Raw genomic sequence first — 17,951 nt, forward strand, 5'->3', positions numbered from 1 at the left:
TTGCGGTTATGACTTCCGCTCCATCTCCCGCTTATACGCCGCGTAATTTGGCTGATCGACGGCGAGTTTCGCCAGTGTCGTCTGCCACAGATGCTCCTTCACACCGGGCGTCGTGAGGTCGACATCACCTTGCGCGATACAATCGGCGAGATCCTGGTTCAGTCCCTCCAGCGAACCGTGCACGCCAAGCAGCATCGTCAATCCATGCAGCTCGGCATCATCGCTGTCGCCGGTGAGCGTCAGCTGCCGCGTCACCAGATCGAGCGCGTTGATCGCGACACGCAGTTTGAAAGCGGCGTGCCCCGAAATCTGCGGCATGATGTCGTTGCGCAGGAAATCCGCAACCGCCTTCACGAGTTCATCGGGCCTCGGTTCGTCCTGCATGATCTCAACCTCGCGGTGCCAGTAATCGTAACAGATCGATCTCGGTCTCCGACGATCGACGCCCGATCATCGCACGCTCCATCGAATGATCCGGGCCGAGACGAAACCGCTGCATCATGCCGACGCACATCACGCCCCAGCGCAGCGTCCCCATCACTTCCCAGAATTTGACGCGCGCCACATCGACCGCGGTGCCGCTGGCCGCCTCATAACCCGAGAACAACTCCTCATAGGCGCCAAACCCGCCAACCGGCTTATCGATGACACCGAAGCGCCAGGAATTGACGCAGATCCAGCCGAGATCCTCCATGGGATCGCCGAGATGCGCGAGTTCCCAGTCCAGCACGGCGCGCACGCCATCAGGACCAATCATCAGATTGCCATGACGAAAATCACCATGCACCAAGGTGATGCGTTCTGATGGGCCGGGATCATTGTCGCGCAACCAGCGCAGCGCCAGCTGGAACACCGGGCGCGGCCAGCCAAAACCGTCGATCTCGCACTGCAATTCGGCGATTTCCGCTGCGGCATTCATGCAACGGAGTTGCGGCAGGCTTGCAGCGGACAGCCCATGGATACCGGCGAGGATCTCACCGCATTGCCGCGCGAGCTTGGGTCGCGCGTCGGCGAATTCATCATCGCGCAAGATCTTGCGCGGGATGGTTTCGCCAGCGACGCGCTGCATGACGAAGCCGGTTCCCAATCCATCATCCGGTTTGAGAACATGCAGCACCTTCGGCGACGGTACGCCGGCATCAAAGGCCAGCTGCATCAGCACCGCTTCGGCATCGAGCCCTGCGGCACGGCCGGGCGCAGCGCCATAGCCCGACGGTGCGCGACGCAGGATTGCGCCGATGGCACTATCGGGATGCGTGATGTCGAACGACCACGTCTCCTGGCTGGCGCCACCGGACAAACGCTTTGCATCCGTCACGCCGGTGGCGCCATTGCACCACGACGTGACGCTGCGTGCGAGCAGCTCCGCGACGGAAGCTGAGCTCAAGGCTTACTTGCCCGTGAACTTGGCCGGGCGCTTCTCGAGGAATGCGGCGACGCCTTCCTTGAAATCCGGCGATGCACCGGCAATCCGCTGGGACTGCACTTCGAGATTGATCTGGTCCTCGAAGGAATTTTCCGGGCTGTCCCAATAGAGCTTGCGGATCAACGACAGCGCCACAGTCGGGCCATTGGCGAGATCGTGGGCGAGCTTCATGGCCTCGTCCATCAGCGCGGCGTCGTCATAGACACGATTGACGAGACCCCATTCCAGCGCCTTCTCGGCCGGCAACTTTTCGCCGAGCAGCGACAGCTCCACCGAGCGCGCCTTGCCGATCAGGCGGGGCAGAATCCAGGTCGAACCACAATCCGGCACAAGGCCGATACGACGGAACGCCTGCAGAAAGTAGGACGACTTCGCGCAGAGAATGAGATCACCCATCAGCGCGAAGCTCATGCCCGCGCCGGCCGCCGGGCCGTTCACTGCGGTGACGATCGGACAATGCAGGTTCTGCAACCGGCGCAGGAACGGATGGAAAGCGGTCTCCAGCGTCGCGCCAGCGCTGCTGCGCGACTTGGTCACCTGATTGTTGCGGCCCTGAAGATTTGCGCCGGTGCAGAAGGCGCGGCCGGCGCCGGTGATCACCAGACAGCGCACGTTGTCGCGGCGCTCATCGATTTCTTCCAGCGCCTCGGTGAGGCCGCCAAGCATATCGACCGATACCGCATTCATCACCTCCTGATGATCGAGCTTCAGGATGGCGACATTACCGTCGAAATCGAGCGTGACGTGTTTGAACTGCATGGTTTCCTCACGGGATGGTCCGCGTGTTTATTCCGCGGTGTGGAAGCATTGTATGTCAGGCAGCATATTTGATTTTTCAGACGCGCTTGTCCATGCTTCCTGGGGAACACCAGCCCACCAACGGACGCACGGCATAACGCGCGCCAAACATGGAAACGCTGACATGGCAACGCCTACACAGATATTCGACCTCAGCGGCCGCGTGGCCGTCATCACCGGCGGCAATGGCGGTATCGGCCTCGGCATCGCGCAGGCGCTCGCCACCGCCGGCTGCAACGTCTCGATCTGGGGCCGCAACGCCGAGAAGAACAAGGCCGCGGCCGCCACCATGGCGGACTGCAGTGGCAAGGTCGATACCCTGGTCTGCGACGTGACCGACACCGCCTCGGTAAAATCGGCGATGGATGCCACGCTGAAGAAATTCGGCCGCGTCGACGGCTGTTTCGCCAATGCCGGCATCGGCGGCGGCGGCCGGCACAATTTCATCGACCGCACCGAAGAGCAGTGGCGCTCCATGTTCGCCACCAATCTCGACGGTGTCTTCCATGCCTTCCAGGTCGCCGCGCGCCACATGACCGAACGCGCCGAAGCCGGTGACAAGTTCGGCCGGCTGGTCGCGACTTCGAGCCTCGCCTCGATCTTCGGCACTGCGCGCAACGAGCACTATGCGGCGACCAAGGCTGCCATCAACGCGCTGGTGCGTGCCCTCGCCGTCGAACTGGCGCGGCAGGGTGTGACGGCGAATGCAATCCTGCCGGGCTGGATCAAGAGCGACATGACGGCAGGGATCATGGGCAACGAGAAATTCGTCGCCAATGTCATGCCGCGCATCCCGGTGCGCCGCTTCGGCGAACCGTCGGACTTCGGCGGCATCGCTGTCTATCTGATGAGCAAGGCGTCATCATATCACACGGCGGATACATTCGTGATCGACGGCGGGTATACGGCGTTTTAGTTGCCGCGAGCCGTCGATGTCCCGCAACAACCTTCCGCGCTGACTCAGAGCCCCCTCCTAATTTGAGCTGTCGGCAGACAACAGCGAAAAAGCCGGCGACTGTCCGCGCAGCCTTGAAGACCGCAGGGAAATTTTACCTCAACCTTTTGAAGGGCTTTCATTCAGCACGCTACGATGATACCGGATGGAATAGTGGGTCACCGAGCGTGCTATGGCCGAAACAATTGCGTCTAATGTGGTGACTGGGGAGGCAGACCGCCGTCCAACTGTCGCCGCTACCCCATCTTGGACCGAAACAGTCAATTCGACGGATATCATTTCAGATGCAGACATTCATGCCTGGAATGGTGTCATTCGCATTTTGTCGGACAACCAGATTCTTTTAACCGCGGATGAGACCCAGAATTACCACCGCAGAGTTAGCCGCATCATCTCCCGGGCTGGCGCTGAACACGCCGCTCATTTCACACTTGAGTTCGATGCTCACTTTGAAACGGTTCAAATCCACTCGCTGAAGATCGTTCGCGATGGCCAGGAAATCGAGCACGCCAACGCGGACTCGATTCAACTCCTTCGCAGAGAGAAGAACTTCGATCGTCTGATTTTCGACGGCCGACTGACCGCGTCGTTTCTAATTCCCGATGTTCGGGAAGGCGATATTGTCGATGTGAGTTTCACAATACGAAATGAAAACCCCATACTCTGCAGCAGATGGTCAGGTTGGTTTGAGTTCGATCCATACTTTCCGTGGGCGACAACCCATTTCCGACTTCTGAGTCCGCCAACAACAGGCATTAAGTTGCGCGCGTTCAACGCTGCGCCTCAGCCGACCGAAAGAACACTCGACAGCAACAAGGAATGGATCTGGACGTGGTCGGCCCGAGCGCGGGTCTATCCGGAAGACCTATGCGTCCCCTGGCAAATCCTGCACCCTTGCGTCCAATTATCCGAAATTCCGAGCTGGGGCGACATTGCTGAATTTCTCTCGGGCTACTATCAAGACACAAAGATTCCGAACGAAATAAAGGACGAAGTCTGTCGGATCGCGGAGACTTTCAGAACTCCCGGCGATCAAGCCACGGCATGGCTGCGCTTTGTGCAGAAGAATTTACGCTACTCGGCAGCAGCGATGATCAATGGCGGAGTAATCCCTCGCCCACTGCAAACAATATTAGCGTCGCGCTTTGGCGATTGCAAAGATGCGACCCGCTTCTATTTGGCCGGCGCTCGCGAACTCGGCCTCGACGTATGCGCCGCACTTGTTTCGACCACCAATGGCCTCGGATTGAATGATATCCTTCCCTCGCTCGGCGCCTTCGACCACTGCATCGTCCGCCTTCGAGTGGACGGCGTCTCGTATTGGCTGGACCCAACGATACCCGATCAAGGCGGCACTCTTTCCTCTTCTTATCCCCCCGTTACAGGCTGGGGACTGCCTCTCAGCAAAGAAGCCCGTGGCCTGGAACGCATCGCCGATCGTCCGGCACCGCATATTTTGCATACTGAGGACAAGCTAGAGGTCGGACCCAGGTTTGGATCGCCGGCTGTCTGGACGCGCGATATTGAGTTCAGCAATTTGTTCGCCGACAGGATCAGACACTTGGCGGCAAGTTCGGGCTCCGCAGCATTATCTCGGTTCATGCTGGAAGATGCCAAGAGGCATTGGGGAAATGTCTCGGAGGTCCTCCCTCTCCAGTTAGAGGACGAACCGGAAAGAAACGCGGTGCGGATCACCGCATTATATAAAGTAAACGATCTCTGGATTCGAAATGGAGAGGGCGGCGATATTTCGCTCAAAGTACCAGACTTCCGCTTTCTCGACGAAATTGCGCCCTTGCGGGCCACACACGGCCGCAAGAGCGACATCTATCTCGGCCGTCCGAGAAAGCTAACACAACGATTTGAGATCGTACTTCCAAAGGACTGGCACTGGAACAACTTTCAATTCAGCAAAGAGCTCTCTTGTCTCTCCTACTCGGTGCGAGCGGTGCTTGAGGGTAGAAGGAGCCTAATCATTTCCCGGAGTCTGTCCGTCGATTCGGCATCGCTCACTGCGGCCGAATGTTCTGACTACGGCGAACTTACGGACGTGATCGGCCGAAACGTGATCCAGATCGCAGCCAAGGAACGGCGAGACGTTATCAAGCCGTTAAAGAGCTCTCTCTGGTGGCTATTACCCCGCAAGGCCTCAGTGATAGTGACTGCAGTCGTATTGATTGCGATCATTCGTGGCGCAGTTTCGTTTTTTGCGCAGCAGCAGCAGAGCAATTCGAGCCAGACGCACCGGCTTATTAATTCAACTCCGGCTAACAAGTTCTCCTATGAAAAGGAAGTCTGGCAGAGGATTAGTTCGGTCCTGGTCTATCCAGAACGCGACACGAACGATTGCACGACGAGGACGACAATCGTTCAGTTTGAGTTGAATGATTCCGGGAATGTGACGTCGGCAATGGTGCGACAGTCGAGCGGAGACACATCGGTTGATCGGGCTGCCATGCAAGCGATCTACCACGCTCAGGCTTATCCTCGACGCCCACAGGGAGTCGATAATACACCACTGCTCGTTCCTCTGACTTTTGTTCCCAAGCCAGGCTTTTCTTGCTCGCAGTGACCCATGCTTGTGATTAGACTCGAAGCTGTATTCGATGGCGGATATGCAGCGTTCTGAGCGACCCAGGACCTCATGCCCTTGTAAGAGAAGGCACGTCCGCCCAGCGGAGGCGGACAAAGGGCACTATGGCTCCGAGCTTGTGGCTTCCCCTCACTCATCTCGACCGCTACGCGGTCGATCCCCCTCTTCCACAAGGGGAGAGGGTAGATAAGAATGCAGTTCCGGATTACACGCTAGCCGCCGCCTCCGCCTCCGCCCCTACCGTCATCGCAAACCCCTCATAGTCCTTCGCGGCCACATCGTTGCAAATCTGCCGGTAGACGCCGACGCCGCCGATATAGGGCATGAATATCTGCGGCTTGCCGGGAATGTTCGCGCCCATGTACCAGGAATTGGCCTGCGGATAGAGCGTGCCGGCCGCGACCTCATTGACATGCGCGACCCACTTGTCCTCCGCGGAACGCGTTGCCTCGATCACCCCTGCGCCACGGTCACGCATGTAAGCGACGCAGTCGGTGATCCAGTCGACATGCTGCTCGATGGACACGATCATGTTGGACAGCACCGAGGGCGAGCCGGGACCGGTGACGATGAACAAATTCGGGAAGCCCGCACTCATCAGGCCGAGATAGGTTCGCGGGCCTTCTGCCCACTTGTCGTTCAGCGTCCGGCCGCCGCGGCCACGAATGTCGATCTTGGCGACCGAGCCGGTCATGGCATCGAAGCCGGTGGCAAGCACCAGCGCATCGACGTCGTAATCCTTGCCACCGGTGCGCACGGCATGCGGCAGAATCTGCTCGATCGGGTGAGCCTTGATATCCACCAGCGTCACATTCGAGCGATTGAAGGTCGCATAGTAATCTGTGTCGACGCAGATCCGCTTTGACCCGACCGGATGATCGGTCGGCTGCAGCAGCCTTGCCGTTTCGGGATCTCTGACGATCTCTGAAATTCTCTCGCGGATAAAATCGGCGGCGGTATCGTTGGCGCGCTGATCCAGGACCAGATTATTGTAGACGCCCATGAAGGTAAGCCCGCCCGATGTCCATCGCGCGTGATACTTCTCACGTCTTTCATGCTCCGGATCGTCGAGCGCGCCGCGGTCCGGAATGGGCTGCACGATGCCGTTCTTGAAATCCTCACGCGCGCTCCGGCGGATTTCCGGATAATTGTCGCGGAACGATTTTCGCTCGTCATCCGTAAGCATGGCGTTGCGCGCCGGCACGCTGAAGTTCGCAGTGCGCTGGAACACCGTGAGCTGGCTCGCCTGCTCGGCGATCAGCGGGATCGACTGGATAGCTGACGAGCCGGTGCCAATGACGCCGACGCGCAGGCCGGTGAAATCGACCTTCTCATGCGGCCAGTTGCCGGTGTGATAGACCTTGCCTCTGAAATCCTTCATGCCCCTGAATTCGGGCGTACGCGCGTTGGAAAGGCAACCTGTCGCGAGCACGACATACTGCGCTGTGGTCGCCTGACCGTCGGAGGTTGTCACCGTCCATCGATGGGCTCGCTCGTCGAAGACAGCAGATTTAACCGTTGTGTTAAACTGGATGTCCTTCCGCAGATCGAAACGATCGGCGACATGGCCGGCATAGCGCAGGATTTCCGGTTGCGGTGCATATCGCTCGCTCCAGTCCCATTCCTGCTGCAGATTCTCATCGAACGAAAAGGAGTACTGCATGCTCTCGACGTCGCAGCGCGCACCGGGATAGCGGTTCCAGTACCAGGTGCCGCCGACGTCCCCGCCCTGCTCGAACACCTTCACGGCAAGACCGAGGCCACGCAATTTGTGCAACAAATAAAGCCCCGAGAATCCGGCGCCGACGACCACGACATCGATGCGCTCGTTTTGATGTGAGGCAGATTGCGGCTGTGCAGCGGCCATGCGTTCCCTCCCGTATTTATTGCTTTGCTTGTTGCCGACAGCATTTCCCGCGTGGCGCGAAAGCGCAAGCAGGAATCCGGCATCGTGGCCGCGGTATTTTGTCGGACGGAATGATATTCGTCCGCTTGGCATCATCCTTCCCTATGCGCTAGCGTTCATCACGAACCCGCCACATGAAGCGGGTCACAAGACATTGGGGAGATGCGCCGATGAAATCGCCAGTCTGCGACATGTTAGGTGTCGACTTCCCGCTGCTCGCTTTCAGTCATTGCCGCGACGTGGTTGCCGCTGTCAGCCGAGCCGGCGGCTTCGGTGTGCTCGGTGCCACCGCGCATTCGCCGCAGACGCTGGAGCAGGAACTTAAATGGATCGACGATCACGTTGACGGCAAGCCTTACGGCATCGACGTGCTGATTCCGGAGAATATCTCCACCGCCGGTGAGAGGGACGTCACCTGGAAGTCGCTCGAGCGGCGCATCACGCCGGAACATCGCGACTTCACCAGGAGCCTGCTGAAGAAATACGGCGTCGATCTCAAGATCACCGAAGTGTCCCCCGATCAGCCGCAGCCCTTCGACGGCGAGACTGCACTGCGACTGCTCGACGTCTCCTTCAACCATCCGATCCGGCTGATCGCGAATGCCCTCGGCGTGCCGCCGAAGGCGATGATCGAGATGGGCAAAGCCCATGGCGTGCCGGTAGCTGCACTTGTCGGCGCCAAGGAACATGCAATCCGGCAGGTTGCGGCGGGCGTCGATATTCTTGTGGCGCAGGGCACCGAAGCCGGCGGCCATTGCGGCGAAGTCTCGACCATGGTGCTGGTACCGGAGGTGATCAAGGCCATCAAGCCGATGCGCGAGGTCCCGGTATTGGCCGCCGGCGGCATCATGACCGGGCGGCAGATGGCCGGCTGCATGGCGATGGGCGCTGCCGGCGTCTGGACCGGTTCGGTGTGGCTAGCGACAACGGAATCCGAAACGTCCGAAATCTTTCGCGAGAAGATGATTGCCGCCTCGTCGCGGGATGCGATCCGCTCGAAGGGACGCACAGGCAAGCCCGCGCGGCAGCTGCGCTCGGTCTGGACCGACGCCTGGGATCGCGGCGAGGACAGTCCCGGCGCGCTGCCGATGCCGCTGCAGAGCCTGATCAGCCGCGACGCTTTCGCCTCCATCGACCGCTCCGCCGCAGCCGGCAATGCGCAGGCGCGGGATCTGGTCAGCTATTTCGTCGGGCAGGGCGTCGGCCTGATTGACAGCGTCAAGTCGGCGGGCGCAGTTGTGCAGGAATTCAAGGAGGACTTTGCCGAAGCGGCAGAGCACCTCACCATGCTGGTTTCCGAATAAAGGCAAGAGCAAGAACAATGGCAGTGTCGAACCAACCTGAAGACCGCATTCCCGTCATCGTCGGCGTCGGCGAATTCTCGGATCACCCGAAGGAGCTCACTGCGGGGCTCGAGCCGCTCGCACTGATGATCGAGGCGCTGAAGCGCGCGGAGCAGGATTCAGGCGCAAGACTGCTCAAGGACATCGACTCGCTCGACATCGTGAACTTCCTGAGCTGGCGCTACACCGCCCCGGAGAAGCAGCTCAGCGAGCAGCTCGGCATCAATCCGAAGCACGCCTATTACGGCCCGGTCGGCGGCGAGAGCCCGATCCGTTACATTCATGAAGCAGCCAAGCGTATCGCGCGCGGCGAATCTCAGGTCTCAGCAATCACCGGCGCGGAATCGCAGGGCACGGCCACCAAGGCCGAACGCGCGAAAGTGGACCTGCCATGGACGCCATTTGCCAAGGATGCACCGGAACCGCTGCGTGGCGCCGCCTATCAGAAGCCGATAGCGGTGAAGCTCGGCGTGAACAAGCCCGTCACGGTCTATCCGTTCTACGAGGCCGCCTCTGCCGCGCATTGGGGACAGACGCCGCGCGAGGCCCATCGCGAATCCGGCGAGTTGTGGTCACGCTATGCGAGCGTCGCTGCGACCAATCCGGAAGCGTGGAACAAGAAGGCTTTCACACCTGATGAGATCACCACACCGACGCCGGATAACCGGCTGATCGCCTGGCCCTATACCAAGCTGATGGTCGCCAATCCGATGGTCAACCAATCGGCGGCGATCCTCGTCACCAGCCTTGCGAAAGCACGCGCGGCCGGCGTGCCCGAAGATCGCATTGTGCATATTCAGGGCGGCGCCTCGGCCGAAGAGCCACGCGATTATCTGGAACGTGACCAGTATGTCGAAAGCCATGCGCAGAATGCCGTGCTGAAAGTCGCGATGGATCTGGTCGGCGGCTCGGGCAAGAACTTTGGCGCCATCGAGCTGTATAGCTGCTTCCCTTGCGTGCCGAAGATGGCCCGCCGCACCCTCGGTCTCGGCAGCGACGTGCAGCCGACTGTGACCGGCGGTCTCACCTTCTTTGGCGCGCCGCTGAACGACTATATGGCGCATGCCGCCTGCGCGATGGTCCGCAAAATCCGCGCCGGCACCAAGACTGGATTGCTCTACGCGCAAGGCGGCTTCGTTACCAAGCACCACGCTTTAGTGGTCTCGAAGGATGTGCCATCGGCGCCGATCGCACAGGATACCAATGTGCAGGAGGAAGCCGACCGCAATCGCAAGCCGGTCCCGGCCTATGTGACCGAGGCTTCGGGCAACGGCGCCGTCGAGAGCTTCACCGTGATCTATGGCCGTGGCGGCGAGATCGAACACGGCGTGGTAATCCTGCGCACCGCGGCGAACGAACGCGCGCTGGCGCGCGTGCCGGTGCAAGACCAGGCAACGCTGGCGTTTCTGATGGATCAGGACAAGACGCCCGTGGGATCTTCAGGCGCGATCAGCACGGCGGCTGACGGCGTGCTGGAGTGGCGAAAGGCATCATAGGCCGAATGACCAAATTCATTCCAAAGGATCAAAATTTCGAGGCTCGCGTCCAGGCGAGTTTCGCACGCCAGACCGCAATGGCGACGCTGGGCATCGAAGTTGCGCGCCAGGCAGCCGGCGAAGTCGAGCTCAAAATGCCGTATAATATTGCTTATACGCAGCAGCACGGGTTCATTCACGCCGGCATCATCACGACAGCGCTGGATACGGCCTGCGGATATGCCGCCTTCTCGCTGATGCCTGACAACGCCGCCGTGCTGACCGTCGAATTCAAGACCAATTTTCTGGCCCCGGCGCGCGGCGAGCACTTCCTGTTCCGGGCTCATGTTCTCAAGCCCGGCAGAACCATTACAGTTTGCGATGGGCAAGCTTTTGCCGTGGATCAAGGCGAGGAGAAGCTGATCGCGACGATGAGCTGCACCTTGATGGCGCTGTTCGACCGTGAAGGCATCGCGCACTAGGCGATAGTAGATGAGCAAGCGCTATGCCGGCCATGCGAGCCGGCATAGCGACGCATCTGCGCCCTAGCCCTTCACTTCCTTCTTCTCGGACTCTGCCGTTGGTTTGCCGGCTTTCGGCGCGTTGCCGCCGGTGATGCGAACCTTGTCGCCGTCGCTGAGACCATCCGGCGGCGCGATGACAATACGATCGTCTGCGGTGATGCCCGACGCGAGTTCGATGTCGCGGCCAAGATCGCGGGCGATCGTCACGGTCTTGAACAGGATCTTGTCGTCCGGTCCAACGGTCGCAACGCGCATGCCGCTCTTGTTGAAGATCAACGCCGAGGCCGGAACATGGAGCGGCGCGGAGTCGCGCGACAGGCTCATCTTCACATTCGCATAGCCACCCGGCAGCAACTCGCCATTTGGATTGTCGAGCACGAGCTGCATGCGCGTGGCACCCGACGCCACGTCGACAGCCTGCGACGAGGCTTCCACCGTGGCCGGGAATGTCTTGTTCGGATGATCGGGCACGCTGATGATCGCCTTGGCACCAACCCTGATCGCCGGCACATAGTTCTGCGGCACGTCCACATAAACGCGCAGCTTCTTGATATCGGACACCACGAACATCGCGGCGCCGGTGCCGGTGCCGCCCGAGATCAGCGCGCCGACGTCGGTGTTGCGCTGGGTCACGACGCCATCGAACGGTGCGGTGATCTTCTTGTAACCGGCCAGCGCTTCCAGACGTTCGACATTCGCCTGACCGGAATTCACGGCCGCACGTTTGTTGTTCAGATCGGCGGTGCGTTCGTCGATTTCCTGCGCCGAGACGAAATTCGACGCGACCAGCGTCTTGCGGCGGTTCAGCGTCGCTTCCGACAGTTTGGCGCTGGACTGCTGGCTGACGAGGTCAGCGCGAGCCTGCAACAACTGCTGATCGAGGTCCGGGGCTTCGATCTCGGCGATCACCTGGCCGGATTTGACCTGTGCGCCAATATCGGCGCTCCAGCTCTTCAGATAGCCCGAGACGCGGGCGAAAATTGGCGCGCGGTAATAGGCCTCGAGCCGGCCGGGGAGATCGAGCGTCGCGTTGAGGACCCGGGCATCCGGCGGAGCCACCGCGACGGTCGGGATCGCCTGATCGTCGGTCCAGGCCTTCAGCTCAGTCTCGGTCTTGGCCCGAGCCATGATGCCGGTGACGACGATGGCACCGGCGGCGCACAGGCCAATCACTCCGACCAGGCCGAGCTTGCGGCGAGATACCGGGGGGGTCTGCTCAGTGGGCATGCAAAGTCTCCGAGGTAGCCACGTCAGCCACAGGCTGATTTTCCGGCTGCTGTTTCTTGTGAACCATGCTGAACACCACCGGCACGAACATCAGCGTGGCGATGGTAGCAAAAATCAGGCCGCCGATCACAGCGCGGCCAAGTGGCGCATTCTGCTCGCCGCCTTCGCCCAGCCCCAGCGCCATCGGCGCCATGCCGATGATCATGGCCAGGGCGGTCATCAGCACCGGGCGGAACCGGACGAAACCGGCTTCGGACGCGGCCTTGATGGGGTCGCCGAGGATGGCGTAGCGCTCGCGGGCGAAGGAAATCACCAGCACCGAATTGGCCGTTGCGACACCCATACACATGATGGCGCCGGTCAGTGCCGGAACCGACAGCGTCGTCTGCGTCGTGAACAGCATCCAGACGATGCCGGCCAATGCCGCTGGCAGCGCAGTGATGATCACGAACGGATCGGACCAGGACTGAAAGTTCACCACGATCAGCAGATAGATCAACACGATGGCGCCGAGCAGGCCGAACAACAGGCCGGCAAAGGCACTGTTCATCGTCTGCACCTGACCGAGCAGCGCCACATTGCTGCCCTTCGGCACATCCGCTTTGGTTTCTTCCAGCGCCTTGTAGATATCGTTGGATACGGAACCAAGATCGCGGCCCTGCGTGGTGGCATAGATCTGCACCATGGACTGGATGTCATATTGCGACACCACTGCATTCGAGGCCGAGCGGTTGATGTTCGCAATACCGCCGAGCATCGGCGTATTGTTGCTGGCATTGACCGCCGTGATCGGCAGTGTTTCCAGCGCACCCAGCGAATCCAGCTTGTATTGCGGCGTCTGCATCACGATCGAATAGGACACGCCGTTATCGGGATTGAGATAATAGGTCGGGGCGACCTGCGATGACCCAGCGAGATTGACCACAAGGCTATTGGTAACGTCGCGTTCGGTCAGGCCGACATATTGCGCACGGGTACGATCCACGTCGATGTTGAAGCCGGGATTGTTCGGCGACTGCTGGATGCGCGCATCGGCAATGCCGGGGATGCGGCGGATCTTGCCGAGCAGCTTGTTGGCATATTCGAAATTCGCCGCCAGGTTAGCGCCGCGGATCTGCAGGTCGATCGGAGCCGGCGCGCCGAAGTTCAAAATCTGGCTGACGATGTCGGCAGGCAGGAAGGCGAAGCTGACGCCGGGGAACTGCCGCGGCAGCTGCTCGCGCAATTGCCGGACATATTCCTCGGTCGGTTTGTGGCCTTCCTTCAGCTTGATCTGGAAGTCGCCATCCTGCGGGCCGATCACGCCCGTGTTGTTATAGGTCAGATTGATACCGGAGACGGGCATGCCGATATTGTCGGTCATGGTCTCGATCTGATCCGGCGGAATGATCTTGCGTACCGCCTTGGTAATGTCCGCGAACTGGTTCGCGGTTTCCTCGATACGGGTGCCGACCTGGGCACGGACATGCATCAGGATCGCGCCACCGTCGACCGACGGGAAGAAGTTACGACCAAGGAACGGCACTAGCAGAAACGACAGGGCGACGACGCCGAGGAAGCCGATCACGAAAGCGGGGCGCCGCGCGAGCGCCATATCCAGAAGGCCATGATAGCCGCCACGGATACGCTCGAAGCCGGCTTCGAAGCCACGCTGAAAACGGACCAGCGGATTGCGGGTCGGCGGCTTCTCGCCGTCATGATGGACATGCGGCTGCAGCAGATACTTGGCCATGGTCGGCACCAGCGTGCGCGACAGCAGGAACGACCAGACCATCGCGAACATCACCGCTTCGGCCATCGGCACGAACAGGAATCGCGCGATGCCGTTGAGAAAGAACATCGGCACGAAGACGATACAGATACACAGCAGCGACACGAATGCCGGCGTCACAATCTGCGCGGCACCGTCCATGATCGAGGTCTCGACGTCCTTGCCCTGCTCCAGATGGTAATTGATGTTCTCGATAGTCACCGTGGCGTCGTCGACGAGAATGCCGACCGCGAGCGCCAGACCGCCTAGCGTCATGATGTTCAGCGTTTCGCCGATCATGGACAGCATGATGATGGCACCGAGCACCGCCAGCGGGATCGACACCGCGATGATGACGGTGGAACGCCAGCTGCCCAGGAACAACAGGATCATCACCGAGGTCAGCAAGGCCGCGATGACGCCTTCCACGGCCACACCTTCGATGGCGCCGCGCACGAAGCCGGATTGGTCGCCGATATAGCTGATCTTCAATGCGTCCGGCAGCGCGGCGCGATAATCGATCACCTTCTGCTTGATGCCGGAGATGATATCGAGCGTCGAAACCGAGCCGGCCTTCAGCACCTGCATCAGCACCGAGCGATTGCCATCCACATGCACGATATTGGTCTGCGGCGGGTTGCCGTCGCGCACGGTGGCGACGTCGTCCACATAGACCATGGCACCGTTGACACTCTTGATCGGCAACCGGCCAAGCTCTTCGATCTTCAGCGGCGAATTGTTGAGATTGATCGTGTATTCGAACTCACCGATCTTTTGCGTGCCGACCGGCGTGATCAGGTTCTGCGCCGCCAGCGCATTGGCGACGTCCTGACCCGAGAGACCGCGCGCCTGCAGCGCGCCGGGATTGAGATCGATCTGGATTTGACGCTGCTTGCCGCCGAACGGATACGGAATCGCAGCACCGGGCACGGTGACCAGCGGCGTACGAAGCTGGTTGATGCCGATGTCGGCGAGGTTCTGCTCGGTGAGACCATCGCCCGACAGAGCAACATTGATGATCGGAACCGTCGAGGCCGAGTAATTCAGAATCAGCGGCGGCGTGGCGCCCGGCGGCAACTGCTTGATCAGCGTCTGCGAGATCGCGGTGACCTGCGCATTGGCAGTGCGGATATCCACATTGGGCTGGAAGAAGATCTTGATGATGCCGAAACCGGCATAGGAATTGGCGGTGATGTGCTCGATGTCATTGACCGTGGTGGTCAGTGCGCGCTGGAACGGCGTGGTGATACGACCGGACATCTGGTCCGGCGGGAGACCCGTATACTGCCAGACTACGCCAATGACCGGGATTCGAATATCCGGGAAAATGTCGGTCGGTGTGCGCAGAGCGGCCAACGGGCCGACGATCAGCAGCAGCAACGCCAACACCACGAAAGTGTAAGGCCGGGTCAGAGCAATGCGCACCAACGAGATCATGAACGGGTAGTCCTCGATACATTGACGAGAGGGGCGCTGCGGAAACCCGCCCGCCCACGATCGAATTCACCTGTTTAGAGAGATCGCCCACATCCGATTAGTGAGCCGGGCCGGCATAAGCCTATCGGCTCGGTTCATGAATGAACGGGCAATCCTCTTTGCATGAAGGGCTGCGAACCGGCGGTCCTCGCGCCTGCTCACGCCAGCAGATTTACCCGACCTGCGACAAAATAGCTAACGCGCGAAGCCTCACGGCAATTCACTTCGCCGGTATTGTTAATTGTTTCCGGGCCGCCGTGGCGTCTGCACAACAGTTTTAGGCTTAAAGAGACGCTGTTACTGCCCACAACGCCGAAGATGTCACGGGCCGGTCAAGATGAACTATCTGTAATGCGCGCGGCGCGAGCAACGCCCTGCCCATTCGGGCAGCCTGTCGCCCCTGGATTGGGCGACACCCATCACGTCATCAGGGCAAGCGCATCTTCAAAAAAAGCCGGCCCACCGAAATTGCCGGACTTCAGCGCCAGCAGCATCTGGTGCTCTGCCGTACCGACCGCGCGCAACACCGGCACACCGGCGGCGATTTCCGCACCGACCAGAAAACCTGGAATGCCCAAACGATCCACGACCGCACCGGATGTTTCGCCGCCAGCCACGACGAGCCGTTGCACGCCGGCCCGGACAAGACCTTCAGCGAGATCGGCCATCGCCTGCTCGATGGCATGCCCCGCAGCATCGCGGCCATGGCGCTTTTGCAGCGCCGTCACCTGATCCGGCGTCGAGCTGCTGGCGATCAGGACCGGCCCCCTGGCCAACCGCTCCTTCGCCCAACCGAGCGCGCGCTGCACTTCCGCACCGCCGGCAATCACCTGCTCGGGATCGAGGTGTAGCACCGGCATCATCTGTTCGGCCCGCGCGATCTGCTGCAGCGTCGCCTGCGAACAACTGCCAGCCAGACAGGCTGCAGCGCCACCCACCGGCGTCTCCTTGATCGAGGTCGCCGCATTCGCCTTGACGCGGCCGGACGCGACCAGTGCACGCGCGAGACCAAGCCCCATGCCGGATGCACCGACAGAGACGCGATGACCCAGGGCAACCGCACCGATGGTTTCCAGATCGCTGGCAAACACGGCGTCGATGATCGCCGCGCCAAAACCACTCTCCGACAGTCCATCGAGATGCGTCCGCACCACGTCGGCGCCGCAGGCGACCACGCCGAGATCGACCAGCCCGATATTTGTCGCGCTCTGCCGCGCCAACACACGGACGAGATTGGAGTCGTGCATCGGATTGAGCGGGTGATCCTTCAACGGGCTCTCGTTCAGCGGCACGGAGCCAACGAACAGGTTGCCCTGATAGACGGTACGGCCGGTCTCGGGGAATGCCGGCGTCACCAGCACGATATTGTCACCGGAATCGATCCGGAGCGCATCCATCACCGGGCCGATATTGCCGGCATCCGTAGAGTCGAATGTCGAGCAGATCTTGAACAGCACATGATCCGCACCGCGGCTGCGCATCCATTTTTCGGCGGCGCGCGACTTCTCGACCGCCTTGCTGGCCGCGATCGAGCGGCTCTTTAACGACACTACGACGGCATCGACATCCGGCAGCTGCAGATCATCGGCGGGAATGCCAATGGTCTGCACCGTGCGCAGACCGCAGCGGGTCAGCGTATTGGCGAGATCGGAGGCTCCCGTGTAGTCGTCAGCGATACAGCCCAGCGCCAGCGTCATGCTTTCACTCCGGCATAGGGCTTGAACCAACCGAGCCCTGCGACAGTGTCGCCGGCCGGGCGATATTCGCAGCCGACATAATTGTCGTAGCCGATCCGGTCGAGTTCATCGAACAGGAACGGATAGTTCAGCTCCTCGCCGGACGGCTCGTTGCGCGACGGCACGCTGGCGATCTGGATATGCCCAATCCACGGCAGCATCTCGCGCAGCCGCATGGTGACGTCACCGTGAATGATCTGGCAATGATAGATATCGAATTGCAGCCCGAGATTGGGAATCTTCATGTCAGCGATGATGTCGCGCGCGAACGTGAAGTCGTTGAGAAAATAGCCGGGCACGTCGCGCGGGTTGATCGGCTCAATCACCACGTCGATGCCATGTTCGCCAAGGAAATTCGCGGCCCATTCAACGGATTTGCGGAAGGCCGCCACGGCCGTCGGATCGCGGCGGTCGGCGAGACCCGCCATCATGTGCAGGCGGCGGACATTGGTGGCCAGGGCATAAGGCAGTGCCGTGTGAATGCTCTGCCTGAGCTCATCGAACTTGTCGGGGCGTGCGGCAAAGCCCTTTTCACCGGCATTCCAGTCGCCCGGCGGCAGATTGAACAGCACCTGTTTCAAGCCGTTGCGCTCGAGCCGTTCGGCAATCGCCTCAGGCGGATGCTCATAGGGGAACAGGAATTCCACCGCCGTGAAGCCGGCTTTCGCCGCGGCATCAAAGCGATCAAGGAATGCATGTTCGTTGAACATCATGCTGAGATTGGCGGCGAAGCGGGGCATTC

13 protein-coding genes are annotated in these 17,951 nt (G+C 60.6%); 5 read left to right on the forward strand and 8 right to left on the reverse strand.

From position 1 onward, the window contains the following. Nucleotides 1-6 precede the first annotated feature (6 nt). Genes AB8A27_RS02235 through AB8A27_RS02245 form a run of 3 tightly spaced genes read right to left on the reverse strand, consistent with a single transcriptional unit; the run spans nt 7 to nt 2,185 of the window. A complete protein-coding gene (locus tag AB8A27_RS02235; protein ID WP_441240491.1) occupies nt 7-384 on the reverse strand; it encodes a DUF6285 domain-containing protein in 378 nt (125 codons plus the stop codon). 4 nt (nt 385-388) lie between these two features. Further along, the gene (locus tag AB8A27_RS02240; RefSeq protein WP_441240492.1) at nt 389-1,387 is read right to left on the reverse strand and encodes a phosphotransferase family protein; all 999 of its coding nucleotides are present in this window, start codon (nt 1,385-1,387) and stop codon (nt 389-391) included. Between the two features lie 3 nt (nt 1,388-1,390). After that, the gene (locus tag AB8A27_RS02245) at nt 1,391-2,185 is read right to left on the reverse strand and encodes an enoyl-CoA hydratase/isomerase (RefSeq protein WP_092139475.1); all 795 of its coding nucleotides are present in this window, start codon (nt 2,183-2,185) and stop codon (nt 1,391-1,393) included. A 163-nt stretch (nt 2,186-2,348) separates the two neighbouring features. Here AB8A27_RS02245 and AB8A27_RS02250 point away from each other — a divergent pair, with 163 nt between their 5' ends. Together AB8A27_RS02250 and AB8A27_RS02255 are read left to right on the forward strand one after the other, a co-directional pair. Then, nucleotides 2,349-3,140, forward strand: a complete 792-nt coding sequence (locus AB8A27_RS02250) for an SDR family NAD(P)-dependent oxidoreductase (RefSeq protein ID WP_441240493.1) — start codon at nt 2,349-2,351, stop codon at nt 3,138-3,140. A gap of 211 nt (nt 3,141-3,351) precedes the next feature. Further along, nucleotides 3,352-5,751: a TonB family protein gene (locus tag AB8A27_RS02255; RefSeq protein ID WP_441240494.1), complete on the forward strand. Its 2,400-nt coding sequence runs from the start codon at nt 3,352-3,354 to the stop codon at nt 5,749-5,751. 226 nt (nt 5,752-5,977) lie between these two features. On the opposite strand, the gene AB8A27_RS02260 is transcribed toward AB8A27_RS02255, so the two are convergent. After that, a complete protein-coding gene (locus AB8A27_RS02260; protein WP_441240495.1) occupies nt 5,978-7,639 on the reverse strand; it encodes a flavin-containing monooxygenase in 1,662 nt (553 codons plus the stop codon). A 209-nt stretch (nt 7,640-7,848) separates the two neighbouring features. Between AB8A27_RS02260 and AB8A27_RS02265 the strand changes: the two genes are divergently transcribed. Genes AB8A27_RS02265 through AB8A27_RS02275 form a run of 3 tightly spaced genes read left to right on the forward strand, consistent with a single transcriptional unit; the run spans nt 7,849 to nt 10,978 of the window. After that, nucleotides 7,849-8,982 (forward strand): nitronate monooxygenase, encoded by a 1,134-nt coding sequence (locus AB8A27_RS02265; protein ID WP_441240496.1) that lies wholly within the window; start codon nt 7,849-7,851, stop codon nt 8,980-8,982. Nucleotides 8,983-8,999: 17 nt separating this feature from the next. After that, nucleotides 9,000-10,517, forward strand: coding sequence for an acetyl-CoA acetyltransferase (locus tag AB8A27_RS02270; protein WP_441240497.1), 1,518 nt, complete (start codon nt 9,000-9,002; stop codon nt 10,515-10,517). Between the two features lie 5 nt (nt 10,518-10,522). Beyond that, the gene (locus tag AB8A27_RS02275; RefSeq protein WP_441240498.1) at nt 10,523-10,978 is read left to right on the forward strand and encodes a PaaI family thioesterase; all 456 of its coding nucleotides are present in this window, start codon (nt 10,523-10,525) and stop codon (nt 10,976-10,978) included. 63 nt (nt 10,979-11,041) lie between these two features. Here the strand turns inward: AB8A27_RS02275 and AB8A27_RS02280 are convergent, their stop codons facing one another. The 4 genes from AB8A27_RS02280 to otnI all read right to left on the reverse strand — a co-directional run bounded on the left by AB8A27_RS02280 (nt 11,042) and on the right by otnI (nt 17,949). Continuing rightward, complete coding sequence (locus AB8A27_RS02280) at nt 11,042-12,247, reverse strand: efflux RND transporter periplasmic adaptor subunit (RefSeq protein WP_093759531.1); 1,206 nt, start codon at nt 12,245-12,247, stop codon at nt 11,042-11,044. After that, nucleotides 12,237-15,434, reverse strand: a complete 3,198-nt coding sequence (locus tag AB8A27_RS02285) for an efflux RND transporter permease subunit (protein WP_441240499.1) — start codon at nt 15,432-15,434, stop codon at nt 12,237-12,239. The genes AB8A27_RS02280 and AB8A27_RS02285 overlap by 11 nt, the downstream gene beginning before the upstream one ends. A 458-nt stretch (nt 15,435-15,892) precedes the next feature. Further along, nucleotides 15,893-17,170 carry a 3-oxo-tetronate kinase gene (otnK, locus tag AB8A27_RS02290; protein WP_441240500.1) on the reverse strand — a complete coding sequence of 426 codons (1,278 nt, stop codon included), beginning with the start codon at nt 17,168-17,170 and terminating at the stop codon, nt 15,893-15,895. Beyond that, nucleotides 17,167-17,949 (reverse strand): 2-oxo-tetronate isomerase, encoded by a 783-nt coding sequence (gene otnI, locus AB8A27_RS02295; RefSeq protein WP_441240501.1) that lies wholly within the window; start codon nt 17,947-17,949, stop codon nt 17,167-17,169. Before otnI ends, otnK begins: the two co-directional genes overlap by 4 nt. Nucleotides 17,950-17,951 lie beyond the last annotated feature (2 nt).

It is taken from the genome of Tardiphaga sp. 768_D3_N2_1 (genome assembly GCF_052076105.1).
Lineage (GTDB): Bacteria > Pseudomonadota > Alphaproteobacteria > Rhizobiales > Xanthobacteraceae > Tardiphaga.

Excerpts from the sequence above, each read along its gene's own strand:
- otnK (WP_441240500.1), bottom strand. The coding sequence starts at position 17,170 with ATGACGCTGGCGCTGGGCTGTATCGCTGACGACTACACGGGAGCCTCC.
- AB8A27_RS02255 (WP_441240494.1), top strand. The coding sequence starts at position 3,352 with ATGGCCGAAACAATTGCGTCTAATGTGGTGACTGGGGAGGCAGACCGC.
- AB8A27_RS02275 (WP_441240498.1), top strand. The coding sequence starts at position 10,523 with ATGACCAAATTCATTCCAAAGGATCAAAATTTCGAGGCTCGCGTCCAG.
- AB8A27_RS02260 (WP_441240495.1), bottom strand. The coding sequence starts at position 7,639 with ATGGCCGCTGCACAGCCGCAATCTGCCTCACATCAAAACGAGCGCATC.
- AB8A27_RS02245 (WP_092139475.1), bottom strand. The coding sequence starts at position 2,185 with ATGCAGTTCAAACACGTCACGCTCGATTTCGACGGTAATGTCGCCATC.
- AB8A27_RS02285 (WP_441240499.1), bottom strand. The coding sequence starts at position 15,434 with ATGATCTCGTTGGTGCGCATTGCTCTGACCCGGCCTTACACTTTCGTG.
- AB8A27_RS02265 (WP_441240496.1), top strand. The coding sequence starts at position 7,849 with ATGAAATCGCCAGTCTGCGACATGTTAGGTGTCGACTTCCCGCTGCTC.
- AB8A27_RS02270 (WP_441240497.1), top strand. The coding sequence starts at position 9,000 with ATGGCAGTGTCGAACCAACCTGAAGACCGCATTCCCGTCATCGTCGGC.
- AB8A27_RS02250 (WP_441240493.1), top strand. The coding sequence starts at position 2,349 with ATGGCAACGCCTACACAGATATTCGACCTCAGCGGCCGCGTGGCCGTC.
- AB8A27_RS02235 (WP_441240491.1), bottom strand. The coding sequence starts at position 384 with ATGCAGGACGAACCGAGGCCCGATGAACTCGTGAAGGCGGTTGCGGAT.
- AB8A27_RS02280 (WP_093759531.1), bottom strand. The coding sequence starts at position 12,247 with ATGCCCACTGAGCAGACCCCCCCGGTATCTCGCCGCAAGCTCGGCCTG.
- otnI (WP_441240501.1), bottom strand. The coding sequence starts at position 17,949 with ATGCCCCGCTTCGCCGCCAATCTCAGCATGATGTTCAACGAACATGCA.